The 16,719-nt window shown below is 40.7% G+C and carries 16 protein-coding genes and 1 tRNA gene; 6 read left to right on the top strand and 11 right to left on the bottom strand.

What is annotated here, in order from left to right; translation table 11 throughout:
- Nucleotides 1–26: 26 nt before the first annotated feature.
- The 4 genes from QUD05_RS34090 to QUD05_RS16280 all read right to left on the bottom strand — a co-directional run bounded on the left by QUD05_RS34090 (nt 27) and on the right by QUD05_RS16280 (nt 5,434).
- Nucleotides 27–953, bottom strand: a complete 927-nt coding sequence (locus QUD05_RS34090; RefSeq protein WP_502911431.1) for a transporter substrate-binding domain-containing protein — start codon at nt 951–953, stop codon at nt 27–29.
- A gap of 108 nt (nt 954–1,061) precedes the next feature.
- Nucleotides 1,062–1,235 (bottom strand): hypothetical protein, encoded by a 174-nt coding sequence (locus QUD05_RS34080; RefSeq protein ID WP_354666134.1) that lies wholly within the window; start codon nt 1,233–1,235, stop codon nt 1,062–1,064.
- A gap of 167 nt (nt 1,236–1,402) precedes the next feature.
- Nucleotides 1,403–2,872 (bottom strand): aldehyde dehydrogenase family protein, encoded by a 1,470-nt coding sequence (locus QUD05_RS16285; protein ID WP_289796967.1) that lies wholly within the window; start codon nt 2,870–2,872, stop codon nt 1,403–1,405.
- Nucleotides 2,873–3,445: 573 nt separating this feature from the next.
- Nucleotides 3,446–5,434: a zinc metalloprotease HtpX gene (locus QUD05_RS16280; protein ID WP_289796966.1), complete on the bottom strand. Its 1,989-nt coding sequence runs from the start codon at nt 5,432–5,434 to the stop codon at nt 3,446–3,448.
- 408 nt (nt 5,435–5,842) lie between these two features.
- Here QUD05_RS16280 and QUD05_RS16275 point away from each other — a divergent pair, with 408 nt between their 5' ends.
- Nucleotides 5,843–7,147: a glutamate-5-semialdehyde dehydrogenase gene (locus QUD05_RS16275; protein WP_289796965.1), complete on the top strand. Its 1,305-nt coding sequence runs from the start codon at nt 5,843–5,845 to the stop codon at nt 7,145–7,147.
- Between the two features lie 136 nt (nt 7,148–7,283).
- On the opposite strand, the gene QUD05_RS16270 is transcribed toward QUD05_RS16275, so the two are convergent.
- Both QUD05_RS16270 and QUD05_RS16265 read right to left on the bottom strand, forming a co-directional pair.
- Nucleotides 7,284–8,030, bottom strand: a complete 747-nt coding sequence (locus tag QUD05_RS16270; RefSeq protein WP_289796964.1) for a class I SAM-dependent methyltransferase — start codon at nt 8,028–8,030, stop codon at nt 7,284–7,286.
- Between the two features lie 135 nt (nt 8,031–8,165).
- Complete coding sequence (locus tag QUD05_RS16265; protein WP_289796963.1) at nt 8,166–9,581, bottom strand: isochorismate synthase; 1,416 nt, start codon at nt 9,579–9,581, stop codon at nt 8,166–8,168.
- A 309-nt stretch (nt 9,582–9,890) separates the two neighbouring features.
- On the opposite strand from QUD05_RS16265, the gene menA reads away from it, so the two are divergent.
- The 3 genes from menA to QUD05_RS16250 all read left to right on the top strand — a co-directional run bounded on the left by menA (nt 9,891) and on the right by QUD05_RS16250 (nt 13,242).
- Nucleotides 9,891–10,787 (top strand): 2-carboxy-1,4-naphthoquinone phytyltransferase, encoded by an 897-nt coding sequence (gene menA, locus QUD05_RS16260; RefSeq protein ID WP_289796962.1) that lies wholly within the window; start codon nt 9,891–9,893, stop codon nt 10,785–10,787.
- 65 nt (nt 10,788–10,852) lie between these two features.
- Nucleotides 10,853–11,875 (top strand): o-succinylbenzoate synthase, encoded by a 1,023-nt coding sequence (locus QUD05_RS16255; RefSeq protein WP_289796961.1) that lies wholly within the window; start codon nt 10,853–10,855, stop codon nt 11,873–11,875.
- Entirely contained in the window at nt 11,860–13,242 is a 1,383-nt protein-coding gene (locus tag QUD05_RS16250) for a 2-succinylbenzoate--CoA ligase (protein ID WP_289796960.1), read from the top strand. Before QUD05_RS16255 ends, QUD05_RS16250 begins: the two co-directional genes overlap by 16 nt.
- Here the strand turns inward: QUD05_RS16250 and QUD05_RS16245 are convergent.
- From QUD05_RS16245 to QUD05_RS16230, 4 genes are all read right to left on the bottom strand, one after another.
- Nucleotides 13,235–13,681, bottom strand: a complete 447-nt coding sequence (locus tag QUD05_RS16245; protein ID WP_289796959.1) for an acyl-CoA thioesterase — start codon at nt 13,679–13,681, stop codon at nt 13,235–13,237. The genes QUD05_RS16250 and QUD05_RS16245 overlap by 8 nt on opposite strands.
- Before the next feature lie 200 nt (nt 13,682–13,881).
- On the bottom strand, nt 13,882–14,343 hold the full coding sequence (locus QUD05_RS16240) for a type II toxin-antitoxin system VapC family toxin (RefSeq protein ID WP_289796958.1): 462 nt from the start codon (nt 14,341–14,343) through the stop codon (nt 13,882–13,884).
- Nucleotides 14,340–14,606: a FitA-like ribbon-helix-helix domain-containing protein gene (locus tag QUD05_RS16235; RefSeq protein WP_289796957.1), complete on the bottom strand. Its 267-nt coding sequence runs from the start codon at nt 14,604–14,606 to the stop codon at nt 14,340–14,342. The genes QUD05_RS16240 and QUD05_RS16235 overlap by 4 nt, the downstream gene beginning before the upstream one ends.
- A 159-nt stretch (nt 14,607–14,765) precedes the next feature.
- Nucleotides 14,766–15,206: a helix-turn-helix domain-containing protein gene (locus tag QUD05_RS16230; protein ID WP_289796956.1), complete on the bottom strand. Its 441-nt coding sequence runs from the start codon at nt 15,204–15,206 to the stop codon at nt 14,766–14,768.
- A 474-nt stretch (nt 15,207–15,680) separates the two neighbouring features.
- Between QUD05_RS16230 and QUD05_RS16225 the strand changes: the two genes are divergently transcribed.
- Nucleotides 15,681–16,106, top strand: a complete 426-nt coding sequence (locus QUD05_RS16225; RefSeq protein ID WP_289796955.1) for a hypothetical protein — start codon at nt 15,681–15,683, stop codon at nt 16,104–16,106.
- A gap of 101 nt (nt 16,107–16,207) precedes the next feature.
- On the top strand, nt 16,208–16,411 hold the full coding sequence (locus QUD05_RS16220; protein WP_289800149.1) for a hypothetical protein: 204 nt from the start codon (nt 16,208–16,210) through the stop codon (nt 16,409–16,411).
- Nucleotides 16,412–16,563: 152 nt separating this feature from the next.
- On the opposite strand, the gene QUD05_RS16215 is transcribed toward QUD05_RS16220, so the two are convergent.
- Nucleotides 16,564–16,648, bottom strand: a tRNA-Ser gene (locus QUD05_RS16215).
- Nucleotides 16,649–16,719 lie beyond the last annotated feature (71 nt).

Here is a 16,719-nt window from a genome sequence, read left to right as displayed (position 1 = left end):
CTGCTCCCTGCTCCCCATTCCCTTCTTCAAGATTTTTCAGCATCGAACCACTTATCATATAGCGATTGATAAGTGCCATTTTCTTTAAGATTCAGTAGAGCTTGATTAATTGGTTTGCGGTAGGGACTGTTGTTGGGCAGAATAATGCCATAGTTTTCTTCACGCAAGATACTGCCAACAATCTGTACTTTCCCTTTGCCTTCATTAGCAGCATAGAAAAGAAGTACAGGTGCATCAAACACTACGGCATCAGCTTTTTTGGTTTGCAGAGCATTGTAAGCTTGATCAATCTTGTTAACTTCTAGAACTGAAATCTTATGTTCTCGCATATATGTGGCGGCTGTGCTGCCCGCAGTTGTGGCCACTACCTTGCCAGGTAAATCGTCTATACTCCTGATATCGCCCTGAAGCTGTTGTACTGTCAATGAAGTAGTAGCGCTGGCTGTAAAGTAGGCGGCAAAAAGTACTCCAATGAACATCCAGATAATACCTACTAAGCGTCCTAGTACTCCCTTGGGCATTTCATCAGCTTGGGTTGCTAATGTGGCAGCTGACCACCAACAGGCTTTGAAAATGCCAGGAAAGTATGATTGGGGAATCATCCCATCTTTATGATTGCGCTCAGATAACCAAAGAATGTGGGCTGCTACGACAATTAGCACTAAGGCAACGCCTATTACTTGCAAGAGGCTAGTAGAGAAAAATAATTGCAAAATATTTGGGAAGGCGCTGTCGTTGCTTTCTGCGTTTCGTACCATTATTTGCAGCCCCCCAGCAAAAATGGGTAATGAGAAATCAAAATTCTGCTGGCGTTCGGCTGTAATCGAAATAGCTGAAATCCCTAAATTAGCTTTGTTGTCCTTAATAGCAGAAAGCAGTTCCGGCACAGTGGAATATTCTATAAATTTAGACTCTACACCTATTTGGTTGGCGATGCTGCGCCAGAGGTCGATACTGAATCCCGATAGTTCACCTTTGTTTGGTATTACAAAGGGCGGTATAACTCGTGTAGCTACTAATAACGGTTGTTGGAGTTGTGAGGATTGCTGGGGTTCCGGTTTTTAGGCTACTCCTGGGGACGCCATTAACAACAATGCCAGAATTCCACCTACTAATCCTATGCAGGTATACAGTGCTAAGGAACGCTTGGTTTTGTTTTTATGGTCATATCTGCCAATTGGGCTGTTTTTACCAGCCATAAGTTGGCGAAATCTACTAGCGATCGCATTTATCATCAGAATTCTCTTAGGGTTGTGTGCATAATCTATTTATCATGCCCACCCCATATCAAATATCACATTCATCATCCTCCTAAAATCGATTTTTTTCAGATTTAGGAGGATGAATAAACAGATAAGGGGACAAAGCGAGAAAATCCTCCCCTTGTCCTCTTCGGCTCGAACTACAACTTGATGGTAACGGTCTTAACTTCGGTATATTGCTGCAAGCCATATTCGCCTAGTTCGCGACCAATACCAGACTGCTTAAATCCACCGAAGGGTGCAGCAGCATCGAATACGTCATAGCAATTTACCCACACAGTACCAGCCCGAAGATTGTTGGCGATCGCATGAGCTTTGGTGATATCCTGAGTCCACACAGCGGCGGCGAGTCCATACATTGTGTCATTCGCCCGTTGAATGACTTCATCAATATCTTTAAATTTGATGATGCTCATCACTGGGCCAAAGATTTCCTCTTGGGCAATCTTCATGTCATCGCGGACATCGGCAAAGACTGTGGGTGCGATAAAATAACCCTTGTCGCCGACTTGATTGCCACCACATAACAACTGAGCGCCTTCACGTATCCCAGATTCGATGTAGCTCATCACCCGATCAAATTGGTCTTTGTCTACTTGCGGCCCTTGTTGTGTGTTGGCATCGAAGGGATTACCGACAACTCTCTGTCTAGCTCTTTCTACGGTCTTGACAACAAACTTTTCATAGCATTTTTCTTCGACAAATAATCGCGAACCAGCACAGCAGCACTGCCCTTGGTTAAAGAATAAGGCATCGTGGCAACCTGCGATCGCCTCGTCCATGTCTGCATCGGCAAAGACGATGTTAGGACTCTTGCCACCAAGTTCCAAAGTGACGCGCTTCAGGTTACTCTTAGCCGCTGCTTCCATAATTAGATGACCGACTTCAGTGGAACCAGTAAATGCCACTTTGTCAATATCTCTATGACGAGCGATCGCAGCCCCGGCGGTTGGCCCGTATCCTGATAAGATGTTCACCACACCAGGGGGAAAACCTGCTTCAATAATCAACTCACCTACTCGCAGTGCTGATAATGGTGTTTGTTCGGCTGTTTTGAGAACTACAGTATTACCAGTTGCCAAAGCTAGTGCTAATTTCCACGCTTGCATCAAAAGTGGAAAATTCCACGGGATAATTTGACCAACTACACCCACAGGCTCATGGCGAGTGTAGCAGAAGTATGGCCCATTAATCGGGATGGTTTTACCTTGTACTTTATCAGCCCAGCCTGCGTAGTAACGATAGCAGGCGATGACTAATCCTAAGTCACCTAATGAATCTTGTAATGGCTTACCGTTGTCGAGAGTTTCTAGTCGTGCCAACTCATCGATATTCTGCTCAATTAAGTCAGCTAGCTTGTAAAGCAACTCGCCGCGACGGGTGGCAGATATCTTTCTCCATTCTCCACTAGTGAAAGCCGCACGGGCTGCTTGTACTGCTTTATCTACATCTGGGGCATCTGCTTCTGAGACTTCGCAGATCACCTCACCTGTAGTCGGGTTGATTGTTTCAAATCGGCGATCGCTGACACTTTCTACCCACTCATTGTTAATCAGCAACTTGGTTGGGCCAATTTTAACCTGTTGTCTTGGTACTGTTGCTGTAACCATCAGGCCCTCCTAAAGTTATAAAAAAATTTTTTTAAATCTACTTATTATGTTTGTTGCTGTACAGCATTCTAGGTGGATTTCTTTATGAATTCTTTATTTTAGGATCAGAATTAGAGGTTGAGACAGCTATATTGTGTCTAATTCACTTTGTAGAACTCGCGTTGTCAAGACAAACCTCTATCTTTTGAGCAATAGTTTTGAGTTCAGCTTTTAGTGTAATTATAGATTTATTTATAATTGCCAAATATTGTATCTAACTTACGCTTCTTAGTCTTTGCAAAGTGAGCAACATGGATGTAGACGATTTCAGTCAACAAATAGAGACATTGCGCTCACGGGTAAGGGCATTAGTGCAAAGGACTACAAGTTAGCCGTATTCACAGCAAGAGCTAACAGCAGAAGCTTTTGAGGAACCGAAATAACAAATGCGGTTGGGTTTCGACTACGCTCAACTGCCGCGTAGTCGAAACACTGCCCCCTTCCATAAAAAACGGAGGCAGTTACTAACTACCTCCTGAGAAATTAAAGCTTGGATGGACTGAGAAATGCTTCGACAGCAGCCTAGAAACTTTGCTAGCTGCGGCTCAAAAACATAGTCAAGACCACTCCCAGGATAATCGATCCACCGCCAAGGATGAATGACCAAAAGCGATGGTAACTGTTGACGATGGTGCCATTTTTACTCTGGAGTTGAATTAAATCCATCCAAGGCGCAACACCTCGACGGAACCAACCCACAGCGCCAACTTGTTCGCCAATCAAGCTTTGGACTCGCTTCATCCCAAACAGAAAATTGCCAATAGGGCCAAAGCGTGAGGCGTAATGCAGATAAAGCATTCCGCTACGATCTTGAATTTTTAAATCGGAACCAAATTTATAACCAGCGTCGCCACGGCCAATAAGTTGACCTTCCAGTTTTGCAGGTTGTCCGCGTAATGGACTGGCATAAGGGTCTGACATCAGGGTGAGAATATCGGTTTCTGGTGCTTGTTTGTAGTCGGGGAACATCACCAAGGCTTTGATGAGAATTCCCATCCCTAAGCCAATTAATGGCGCACCCAGTACTAAACCTGTGTTTTGCGAACTTGACAACAAAATCACACCTGTTACCAAGCCAGCAAAGAAACCAATAGTTTCAGCGCCGTAAAGTACAACATCTAAAAAGAAGTTGCCGTAAAGTCTACTTTTATTAAGAGTTTTACCTTCTCCAATAACTCGCCCCATATCAAACTCAGTCGGTAAACCCAATTGTTCGGCATAGTTGCTCAATGCGCGAACTCGCTTGCCTGTCAAGGGATGAGTTGAATTTAACTCCATCCACCAACCCCAAGGGTTAAACATATCCCACAGAAAGACGCGACCAACTTTTTGAGTATCGGATGTAATGCGGTAAGCGGTTCCTGTGGAAGCGGCGGCTTTATGGTCATAGATACCCAAGGCGCGAGTTCCTTCAATTAAACGGCTGGGTTCTTGTGTCCGCGAACCTTCTTCTAAAATTCCGTAGGCAATCTTCACCAAAGCGCGGGATAATCCATTGGGATTACCTGTACTTTCGGCTGCAAAGTGGTCGGCAAAGTATTCTCGTGTGCGGGAGAGGTACAGCACTAGATAAGTACCGATGACATAAAACACGTAAGCAACTAGGGCAGCAGTTTGCATCGCATCTTTGATTTTGCTATCGCCACCGCCACGCCCAAATCTTCTGGCTGTGCTGTAAATCAAGTAACAAATTTGCACTAAGGTAGAAGCTACTGTCATCACTGCAAAGTCCCAGTGGACGATGTGCCCCAGTTCGTGAGCGTAAACGGTAGCAACTTCATCGTCATCGAGGTATGTGAAAAGTCCCTGACTGACGACTAAACGGGCGCTGTTCGGCAATGAACCATAAGTAAAAGCCGTGGGATTTTGGTCGTCAATAATTCCCAAACGCGGCGTTTTTAGCTTTTTCTGCTCACAGACTTGGCGAATAACTTTAGCTGTCTCTGGACTGAGGGTTTCAACTTCTGCCAAATCTACCCAGCGAGTTTGGTAAAGCCAGCCTTGAGTTAAGTCCATGATGAATGGAGATATGAAAAAGGCGGCGATATTAAAGACTAGGGTAATACCAATAGCGATCGCTAATCCTTGGAGTGGATTATCGTTACCCAAAATAAATACTATGCTCAAACCTAAAGCCAACACCATGCCAAACAGCAAGGTCATGGTGACACCAGAAGCTAACGCCAAACTACCACCCACTCCCCCCATTGCTAATTTCATCCCAGTGGTAACGGCACGACCAGCTTTTTGGCTAGCTTTAGGTGGCGTTTGACCCAAGGATTGACTAGCTTGTTCTGCCCAACTGCGAGCCTGTGGATTTTCACTCATGATTAGCTTTTGACACAGGGCTTTGGCTTTTTCGGTTTCGCCTGTGGCTTGATAAGCTTTCATCAGCCACATCTGTGCTGAAAGATAATCTGAGGAATTCTGTTCAGCGCAATCGCGGCAGAATTGTTCGAGTAATTCAACCGCTTCTTGATAACGTTTTTGGTTTAAGGCATCTAATGCAGATTGCAATGACATAGTATCTCCCTACTAAAGGAGTGGTATTTGATCTATCAATACTCAATAGATCCAGCGATCGTCACTGCAATTTCGTAAAAATTTAAATAATGACAGTATAAAATATTTACTTAAGTAAAAGACTAGAGAAACATACATTACTATGTCTCTCTAGCCTGGGGAACGCATAAATCATATTTAAGACTTTCAAATAACAACTGTAATAATACTTATAATATTTTTGCTGCGGTAAACTTAGTACCTCTTTGTCCGTGTTTGATATTTAGAGAATAAATGTTTTCCACCCAGCCTTGCTTCACCCGATTAGAGTAATTATTGATTACCCAAACGGTTCACCCGATTGGAGGAAGACGAATGATGAACATCACCTGAGATTGATAAGATGAAGAAAAGGTAAAGATTTGTACTATGACTATTTTTGATATAGCTTCTCCCCTAATTGCGATCGCAGGACAAACCCGCCAAGCTGCAAGTAAGCTAGCGATTCTCTCCACTGAGGCAAAAAATCAGGCGATTGAGGCGATCGCTCAAGCTTTAGAATCAGCTAGAGATGAAATTTTACAAGCAAATGTTGCTGATTGTAAAGCTGCTACTGCCGAAGGTATTCCCCAACCGCTTTATAAGCGCTTGCAGTTAGATGAACATAAATTAAGAGATGCGATCGTTGGAGTCCGAGATGTTGGTAAGCTAGCCGATCCAATTGGTAAAGTGCAGATTCACCGCGAACTTGACACTGGCTTAATTCTGAAGCGCATCACTTGTCCTTTAGGGGTTTTGGGGATTATTTTTGAAGCCCGTCCAGAGGCGGCGATTCAAATTGTTTCTTTAGCAATCAAATCGGGAAATGGTGTAATCCTGAAATGTGGAAAGGAAGCTGTCCGTTCTTGTGAAGCGATAGTTAAAGCAATTAAACAGGGATTATCTCAAACTGCTGTTAACCCTGATGCGGTACAGTTGCTTACAACTAGAGAAGAAACTCTAGAACTTTTGAAGTTAGATAAATATGTAGATTTAATTATTCCTAGAGGTTCTAATTCCTTTGTCAGATTTGTACAAGAAAATACTCGTATTCCGGTACTAGGTCATGCTGATGGAATTTGTCATCTTTATATAGATAAAGCCGCTGATATTTCTAAAGCCGTTCCGATTACTGTAGATGCGAAAGCTCAATATCCTGCTGTTTGTAATGCAATTGAAACTTTGCTAGTTCACCAATCAATTGCTAGAGAATTTTTACCAAAAGTTGCTGAGGCTTTGCAAGAACGCCATGTGGAATTAAGAGGTGATCAACGCACCTTGGAAATTTTGCCTAACATTGCAAATGCGACAGAAATAGATTGGGAAACAGAATACAGCGATTTTATTTTGTCTATTAAGATTGTAGACTCTATAGAAGATGCGATCGCTCATATTAACGAATATGGTTCTCGTCATACCGATGCCATTATCTCTGAAGATCCAACATCTGTGGAAACTTTCTTTGGACTAGTAAATTCAGCGAATATATTCCACAATTGTTCTACCAGATTTGCTGATGGTTTCCGCTATGGTTTCGGCGCAGAAGTAGGAATTAGTACGCAACAAATGCCTCCCCGCGGTCCCGTTGGTTTGGAAGGATTGGTGACATACAAATATCAAATGACTGGTGATGGTCATATCGTTGCTACTTACACCGGGGCGAATGCTAAAGCTTTTACTCATCAGGATTTTTAGATGAATTTCTAACTCTGCAATTGTGCAAAAACAAATCATTTTAAATTGTATTTGACGAGTTTCAAGTACGATTTAAAGCCTCTTTTCTACAAAGAGAGAGGCTATCTATACAAATAATTCCACCAATCTTTTATGCTTATCGGTAAAAGCACAACAATTGTGTGGCATCGAGTGGATTGTTATACAGGCAATCGAAGCGAGTAAAATTGTATGTTTGTGAAATCTCATCAAGAGTTTTCTGAGTTTCAGGAAAATCACTTGAAGAAATATGATTTGCTAACATTAAATACTCTTGGGGAGTAATTAAAGACCAGTCCTTTTGTACATTATCTAAATAGCATTTAAGGTAGGTTTCTCGATCTTCTCCTTCTTTCCGGACAACATCAATGAGAATAAAAACACCTTTAGAGGTGAGAAGATGCTTAAGCTGACCAATAATCGAGTCCTTTTCTTCAAGGCTTAAATGATGGAGAACAAAAGAGCTTAAAATGACATCGAAGCTATTTTGCTGACTTGACATCAATTCAGGAACAAATTGGGAAATATTTCCTTGGGTAAAGGTTGTGTGGCATTGAATCTTTGCCATATTATTCTTAGCAATCTCTAGTGCAGGTATAGATAAGTCTATGCCTTGGTAGGAAGTAATCGTGCTATTTAACAAAGCTTGGGAAGTAAAGCTAGCATCGCCGCATCCCAAATCAAGCATCTTAAAGGGTTGTTGGAAGTGTCCAAGCAGCAACTCGCGCAGTGTAGAGTAAATTTCACGGTGTCCCATGTAATTGTTATCGAGTATTTTTTGGTAAAGTTTCCACTGCTCGTTAAAAAACTCTTGAGGCGGGAAAAGTTCTTCTTCGCTACTTTTAGAAAGCTTTATATCTAACATATTACTTATTTCCTTAGAATTTATAGTTGATAGGGGTTTCGTAAAAACCACAATATTTTCATATTATCCAATAAGTTGCTGTCTAGTACGTTGTTGCTAATAGCATTTTCTAGGTCAACTACTAAAGAATTAATTTTAAACTAATGCTTTCAGTAACGCCTGAAGTTTAAGCTGCACCTCTGCAAACTCCTTGTCAGGATCAGAGCCAGCCACGATACCAGCACCAGCATACAATCTCGCGCGATCGCCATCAATTAATGCTGAACGAATTCCCACAATAAACTCACAGTTACCCTGAGAATCTATCCAACCTAAAGGTGCAGCATATAAACCTCTCTCGAAGCTTTCGTAACGACGAATTTCGGCACAAGCTACATCTTGGGCTGCACCTGCAACGGCTGGGGTAGGATGCAATTGTCCGACAATCTTTAATGGGTGTATGTCAGCGGGAACCATAGCACTGATTGGTGTCCATAAATGCTGGATATTCGATAATTGTCGCAGTCGTGGTGCTAATATTTGCGGTAATAAACCTAACTGGCATAGTCGTTGTGTAATGAAATCAAGTACTAGGGAATGTTCGTGCTTTTCTTTTTCACTATTTAGTAAGCGATTGGCATTAGCTGCATCTTCAGCAGGGGTTTTACCTCGTGGCGCAGAACCAGCTAAAGCATCAGTGATTAACTGTTTATTATTAATACTAATTAATCTTTCTGGACTTGCACCAATAAAATTTTGTCCTTTGCCATTACTTGTAGAGAAGATATAACAATTAGGATGATTTTGTCTAAGATTATTTAATGATTTAACTAAGTTAAAGTGGTTACTTGATTTTACATCTAATATATCTGCTAGGACAATCTTACTTAAATGAGTTGACTGAATTTTTTCCAAAACAGATACTACTGAACGTTTAAATTGAGCAGAGTTGGTGACAGATTTTTTATATAAGTTTGTAGGAAAATAATCAATATTAGCAGAGTGATTTTCTAAAGTTTGGATAAATTCAATTTTATTTTGGATTTTCTCCAACCATCTTTCAATATTTACATTTGGATTGATAATTATATTTGTTACTAATATGCAACGCTGATTTTTTACAGCTACTTGCCAACGTGGAAGAAAAATGGTAGCAGATGGAAATGGATAATCTACTTGGGCATTTTTATCGAAAAAACTGAAATAACAAAAAAAGTGAGGCCTAGAAAAAGGTTGGTTTGCGTTACCAAAATTAATTATATTTTTTAGACAAGATTTGATAAAATACTCTGCTTGATTAAAACGGTCTGAGCCATCAATCTGTAATTTTGCTACAGCATCAATTGCTGCGATCGCTTCTCCTTTACCTCTGTCCTCAAAGTAAAAATTTATTTCATTTGCTTGTGTAAGTTTATCTAATACAAGTAAAGGATCAACTAAATCAATTTCTTGGGAGACACTGACAATTTGTCTGCAATTATTTTTGACGCACTTTTCTTGCACCGCTACCAGAAATTGATATAAATCTTTGTGCTTTACAAACAAGTTACTACGACATGGTGAAACTGTCATGGATCTAACGATAGTAAATTTTTTTAAGTTAACTTCCTAAAGTGTAATTAATCGTGGTCGTATTTTTACAGGTAACATATTAAGTTGCTATTTCACCAGGGTAGGGTTTGGCTTATTTGTGGTGTTCCCAGACCATGATAAGACAGTTTTGGACTGAGACTGCAACGTAAGTGTGAGTGTTAACAACACAAGGTTAACAAGCCATCATAAAAGTGACAGTTATTTGTATATCGCCCATATCTAGCGTCTCTTTAAATCATAAAATCTAAAGTGTGAGTAATATTCCGGCAATTTAATTAATCACGACTGATGACTACCAAGCAAATTTTATATCCCAACACTAAGTTATGGATGGCAGCGATTAAACCGCCAATGTATAGCGTTGCCATTATGCCCATTTGGGTAGGAACAGCAGTAGCTTATGCCGAAACTAAAATTTTCAATGCTGTAGTATTTTCTACTTTTGTAGCTGCGGCAATCTTAATTCTTGCCTGGGAAAATATCAGTAATGATGTGTTTGATTCTGAAACAGGTATCGATCAAAATAAGCACCATTCTCTGGTGAACTTAACAGGCAATAAGCCATTAATATTTTGGATAGGAAATTTGTGTTTAGGTTTGGGGTTGCTGGGCATACTAGCGATCGCATTTTGGCAACAAGACCTAACTGTGATTGGCATCATCCTACTATGCTGTGGTTTGGGCTATATGTACCAAGGGCCTCCTTTTCGCTTAGGATATCAGGGTTTAGGCGAGATTCTTTGCTTTTTTGCCTTTGGCCCCTTAGCAGTGGAGGCAGCATACTACAGCCAAACCCAAACTTGGTCAATGACAAGTTTAGCAGCCTCAGTCATTGTCGGGATTGCCACAACCTTAGTTTTGTTCTGCTCCCACTTTCACCAAGTTAAGGATGACATAGCCGCAGGTAAGCGATCGCCTATCGTCCGTCTCGGAACCCAAAAAGGGGCCCAAGTCCTAGTTTGGTTTACTGCTAGCATTTATCCCCTCACCTTGCTGTTTGTGCTATTGGGGATTTCTCCAGCTTGGACGTTGCTGAGTTGGGTGAGTTTACCCTTCGCTGTCAAATTATGCCGCCATGTCCAAGAAAATCACAACCACCCGGACAAAGTTAGTAACTGTAAATTCATCGCCGTAGCCGTGCATTTCTGGGCTTGCTCGTTGTTCGGCTTGGGATTTATTCTTTAGTTGGGCATGGGGCATGGGGCATGGGGCATTGGGCATTTAAACCAAGGGAAAATAACTAATGACTAATGACTAATGACTACAGATTTGAATTTCGTCCATATCAACGAAGATTTTTGCGATCGCTAACTACCAATCATGGGAAGTGGGATATTCGTGAAGGTATTATTCTTCGCCTTACCGATGAATCAGGTAAAGTTGGCTGGGGAGAAATTGCCCCAATTAGTTGGTTCGGTTCCGAAACCCTAGAACAAGCCTTAGATTTTTGTCGCCAACTCGCAGGAGAAATTACAGACGAAACGATTTTTTCGATCCCAGATGAGTTACCAGCTTGTCAATTTGGCTTTGAGTCAGCATGGGAGATGGGAAGCAGGGGAGCAGGGGAGCAGGGGGGCAGGGGAGCAGAGGAGAAGAATTTAAATTTATCCTCTGCGCTTCACTCCTTCTCCTATAGCGGCTTATTACCATCTGGGGAAGCGGCTTTAAATCAATGGGAAACTTTGTGGCAGCAGGGATATCGCACATTTAAGTGGAAAATTGGAGTGTATGCGATCGCTGATGAACTAGAAATTTTTGAGTCATTGATACACACCTTACCAACCTCTACGAAACTACGATTAGATGCCAACGGTGGACTCAGTTATGAAGAAGCTAACTTATGGCTGTGGACTTGCGACAATCTCAAGGAAAATCCAGAACTACCCCTAGAAATTGAATTTATCGAACAACCGCTACCCGTGGAGCAATTTCAGCAGATGTTGGAATTGAGTACGAGTTATAAAACTGCGATCGCTTTAGATGAATCTGTCGCCACGCTTAAACAACTCGCTGTTTGTTATCAACAAGGTTGGCGAGGGATTTTTGTGATCAAGCCTGGGATAGTCGGATCGCCATCTCGTCTGAGAAAGTTTTGCCACCAGCATAAAATTGATACTGTATTTTCATCAGTATTTGAAACTGCGATCGCTAGACTTGCAGCACTCCAACTAGTAACAGAATTATCCCAAAATAACCGGGCAGTTGGTTTTGGCATCGACCATTTTTTTGAACAAGAAGAAACGTGGCTTCAAAGTTTATGGAACGACCTTTAGACTGTCTTAATAACCTAGCTCAAAATGATTGGCTTATCGGTTATAGCAGCCATCAATTTAATCAAATAGCTCAAGAATTATATTTAGAACTAACACAATTATCAGCGTGTGGAACACCACCAAAAATCATCTTAGCTGAATGTGAACCATTAAAGTTTCTAGCAAGTTTTATTGCCGCTTGTGCAGCGAATTGTCCAGTTTTTCTTTGTAATCCCGATTGGGGAACACAAGAATGGCAACAAGTCTTTGATTTAGTACAGCCAGATATTATTTTGGGAATGGGGAATAGGGAATGGGGAATAGGGAATGGAAATAATTACCAATGCCCAATTCCCAATAGCATCATGATTCCTACGGGTGGTTCATCAGGAGAAATTAAATTTGCCATTCACACTTGGGAAACTCTCATCTCATCGGTACAAGGATTTACACAATACTTTGAACTAAAACAAGTCAATTCGTTTTGCGTGTTGCCCTTATATCACGTTAGTGGTTTAATGCAATTTATGCGCTCATTCACTACCGCAGGTAAACTATCTATTCAACCATTTAAAGCTGTAGAATCAGGTCAAATATTAAATATTAAACAATCAGAATTTTTCATATCTTTAGTACCAACGCAGTTACAACGCCTCCTACAAAATCCAGAATTAACTGAATGGCTATCCCAATTTAATACTGTACTTTTGGGAGGTGCGCCAGCATGGAACGAACTACTAGAAAAAGCCAGATTTCACCACATCCGATTAGCACCTACCTATGGTATGACAGAAACCGCCTCTCAAATTGCTACCCTCAAACCGGATGATTTTCTGAGTGGTAAAATTAGCAGTGGTCAAATTCTCCCCCATGCAAAAGTAACTATTTGCAATCAGCAAGGCGAAATTTTAAATTCCAATCAAATCGGAAATATCACCATTCACGCTCAATCTTTAGCCCTTGGTTACTATCCTAAAAATAGAGAAAATAAAACTGATTTTCAAGTAGATGATTTAGGTTTTTTAGACGAACAAGGTTATTTAAATATAGTCGGACGTAACAGCGACAAAATTATTACAGGTGGAGAAAATATTTATCCAGCAGAGATTGAATCAGCTATCCTATCAACTCAAATGGTTGCCGATATTTGTATCATTGGCCTCCCAGATAAACACTGGGGACAAGCTTTAACAGCGATTTACATTCCCAATAAATCAGATACCTCTGCCTTAAAAATCCAAACCCTACTTAAAGACAAACTCAGCAAATTTAAAATCCCTAAATATTGGATTCCACAGGAAAACTTACCCCGTAACTCTCAAGGTAAGATTAACCGCCAAAAGTTACAACAAATAGCCACAGAATTCCTCCATAATTCCATCACATAATCTCTCTCGACTTTCTTCTTTCTACGCCTTCAGCATCTCTGCGGTTAGTTTCCAACCATTGGATTATCTCTTCAGATAATTCCTGCTTACTTCTACTACTCACATCAATACAAACATGACGGGTAATAGCCTTAGCAACTACCACCTCACCCACTATAATCTCGTAAGTAATTTCAAACTTATCAACACCTATTTTTTGGGGAATTAAACTAATTAGCAACTTGTCCCCGACAAACATAGGGCGCAAAAAATCAACACTAGCATGAACAATCGGGAAAGCTACAGATGGATTAGTAAAAAAATCTTTGAGATTAATACTTGATGCTTCTAAAGATTCTTCATAAGCTTCATGGCAAATACTCAAAACGTTAGCAAAATAAACTACCCCAGCAGCATCAGTATCTTGAAAACGAACCGTGCGGTTATAAGTAAAAGACATTTTTGACAATTGAATATTAAAAAACAGCAGGTTTATTCCCTGCTTTACAAACTAATTTTATTGCAACTAAGATAAGTCAGTGATAAAAATTTAATTTCCCCAATTCTGAGTTTGTATCGATTTGTTTAGCCTCATTCAATGCTTTGGGGTTAAATATATGGCGAGGAAAGCGTAGGCATAGCCCGTCGAAGACATCGCTTCTACATTGACTCCAACGGCGGAACCTCGAAGTCATTAAACGAGGAAACATTGTAAGACGAACCAGCTAAAGCCTTTACCAGGTTGCCGTCTAGAGTCAGCAAAGTAGCGCCTACCTGCTGTGAAAGTGCGACATAAGAGCCATCGTAGGCGGAGATTCCATAATTTAATGCGATCGCAACTGCATCCGCCATCAAATCAGCCGTAGAGACAACACGCAAGGGGAAGTTTTTGAGAGTTGCTAAATCTGCTGGCACATCAGCAACAGTATAAAGTTTGGCGCGGACATACTTCCAAATGATGTTGCCACACTCAATGTAAAACAGGTCTGGGACATAGATCGCAGTTTGAGGATTGGCAAGATGAGCAAACAGTTGATTAACTTTCGGAGTTAGTGGATCATCTGGTATAAATTGCTTAATAGCTACACTTGCGTCTACAACACACCTGAGAGGGATAGTCATCTGTCTCGGTCTTCTCGGATTAACGCAGTACTATCAGGCCATTCCACATCAGTCTGGCGACTCTCACGACGAAGGCGAATTTCCTCTAAGAGTTTTGGGACATTTTTTCGCTTTTCCTCTTCGGTATGCTGTGCTTCAGTTTTTAAAGCTTGTTCTAACAAAGTTATAACTTGGGCGTTAATGGAACGGTGTTCAGATGCCGCTAACTCTTGCAGTTTTGCATACAAATCATCGGGTAAATTTCTTACATAAAGGGTAGCCATCGCTTTACCTCAAAGTAGGATTTTTCTTTATGCTAGCACGATGCAAGCAATAGGAGAGAGGAGCGATCGTACGACGCAATGAAAGATCAGTTTTATAGCGAAGCAATACTTATAAAATTGGTTTTGACAAAATTATATATGTGCATCACAGTAGAATATCTAAGACTCAATTGTTTCAGTCTCAGCTTCTATTTCTGAACCAACTGATGTTTTTGTAGAATTTCCTCCAATAGCTTTACGGATTTCGTCTAGCTCTTCTTTAGGAACCCAATCACTAACAGGTGTAACTCTATACTCATCTGTGCGCCCTGTACGCTTAGTTTGGGTAACAAAATTAGCCTTGATTAGAACTTTAATGCCCTGTTGAGCCTTGCGTGTACTCATTTTGCAAATCTCTGCTGTTTTTCGGAGACTTGCAAAGCAAACACCTTCAGGTTTGCCTCCAGTTCTGCGAACTATATGAGCGTACAGTCGAAACTCATAAGGGTCTAATCCATACTCATCAAGGAAATTATGGACAAAAGCCACCGAAGAGGGGAGAGAGTTCTCAGCAGCAGATGATTTAGATTGTTTGGATGAAACCCCTTCTTTCGTTGACATACTACAATACTGCACCTGGATATAACTGGACGTAAGCTACCCATGCATGAGAAGGGTATAGCTCTGTTATATATTATAGTTATTATTTATTTGTATTTTTTAAAGGTATTCACTTGCACCGCAATCAAAAAATAAAAAAGTTGTTATAACACCTGTTGTTAGACTATCCAAGACGATATAGTTTATTTGTACTAATCAAAAATTTGTCTTCCCCCCTGTACCAAATTCTAGATTTGTATATTACTATGAGTAAAGTAGGTTGTCTGATTCTATTACCTTAGAAAAGAAGCCTTAAAAAAAATAACCCGGACTACCTGAGCTAGGACACCAGATTCTCTCAGATGTCAAAGCTCTTAGGATCGCCGAGCTAGTTAATTTATTTATATATTCTTAGTTTATCATACTCTGAGAATTTGGTGTCTTGGCTGGGTACGACGGGTTCAGTTATCCAATTAAATAATTGAAAAAAACAAAATGCCAAGTATCCACCAGTTTGACGAAGCTGATCGCGGTTTAAACCAAGAAAACTCACACTTTTTTGCTATTGAGGAACCTGTAGAAGAAGAGATAGTTTATCGAGAACATAACGACAGCAGTCTAGTTCTAAGATTCGATTTAGACAGTGAAGACTTGCAGCTTGCTAACAGACTGAAATCGAGCGAAGAAACGCAAATCGAGTATCCAGAACAAAGCAACGATAATAGATTACCAATACTTAAACAAAATTGGTTAGAGCAATGGATGAAGCCGATTCTTCCATTCTTAAAACCAGGAGGTAAAACTGTTGCCTTGATTCTGGCACTTGGTATTGTTTCCATTCCACTTCTGATGATAAGCGGTAGTGTCTGGGTAGCTACCATCCTTGCCGTCGGATGTACAACTGTTGCTATTTTTAAATAGTTCTATCCCATTAACCACCCTGTAAACTTTAGCTTAGGGTGGTTTTTTTAACAAAAAAGGCACTTTTTTAGTCTGATTTGTGATAATGTGCTGGCGATCGCATGGCCCGACAACCACACGATCAATTTGCTAAACAATATTTAGAAGAGTTACTTTCCCCTTCTGGAAAGGTAGAAGTAAGTCGAAATGTGACAGATGAAGTTCGCCAAGTAGATATCTTGTTTTCTCCTACACCTTGTGGCAACTTAGTGAAAAAGGTCAAAAATGTGGTCTTAATCTTCTGCAAAAATAACCCCCTTGGTTGACTGCTTAAAGCGATCGCCAGTATCAAGTTTGAGTAAGATTACAGTATTTATTACTCTAATTGAAGTGAAGAATTACTGATTCTTCACTTCAATTCAGAATTAATATTTTGCCTGTGATTTTTACCAGCAACTAGCACATATTAATTCCTAAACGGAGAGGGGGAGATTCGAACTCCCGGAGGTTTTAGCCTCATCCGATTTCAAGTCGGACGCAATCGACCACTCTGCCACCTCTCCAGTAAATCTGTCAAACTTGTGCTGATCCTAGTTTCAGACGCTATTTAGGCGCTTTTGTTGGTTAGCACTAA

Source organism: Nostoc sp. GT001 (assembly GCF_030382115.1).
Classification (GTDB): Bacteria; Cyanobacteriota; Cyanobacteriia; order Cyanobacteriales; family Nostocaceae; genus Nostoc.
Note: the sequence above shows the minus strand (reverse complement) of the source record. Positions and strands in the feature narration are given on the sequence as shown.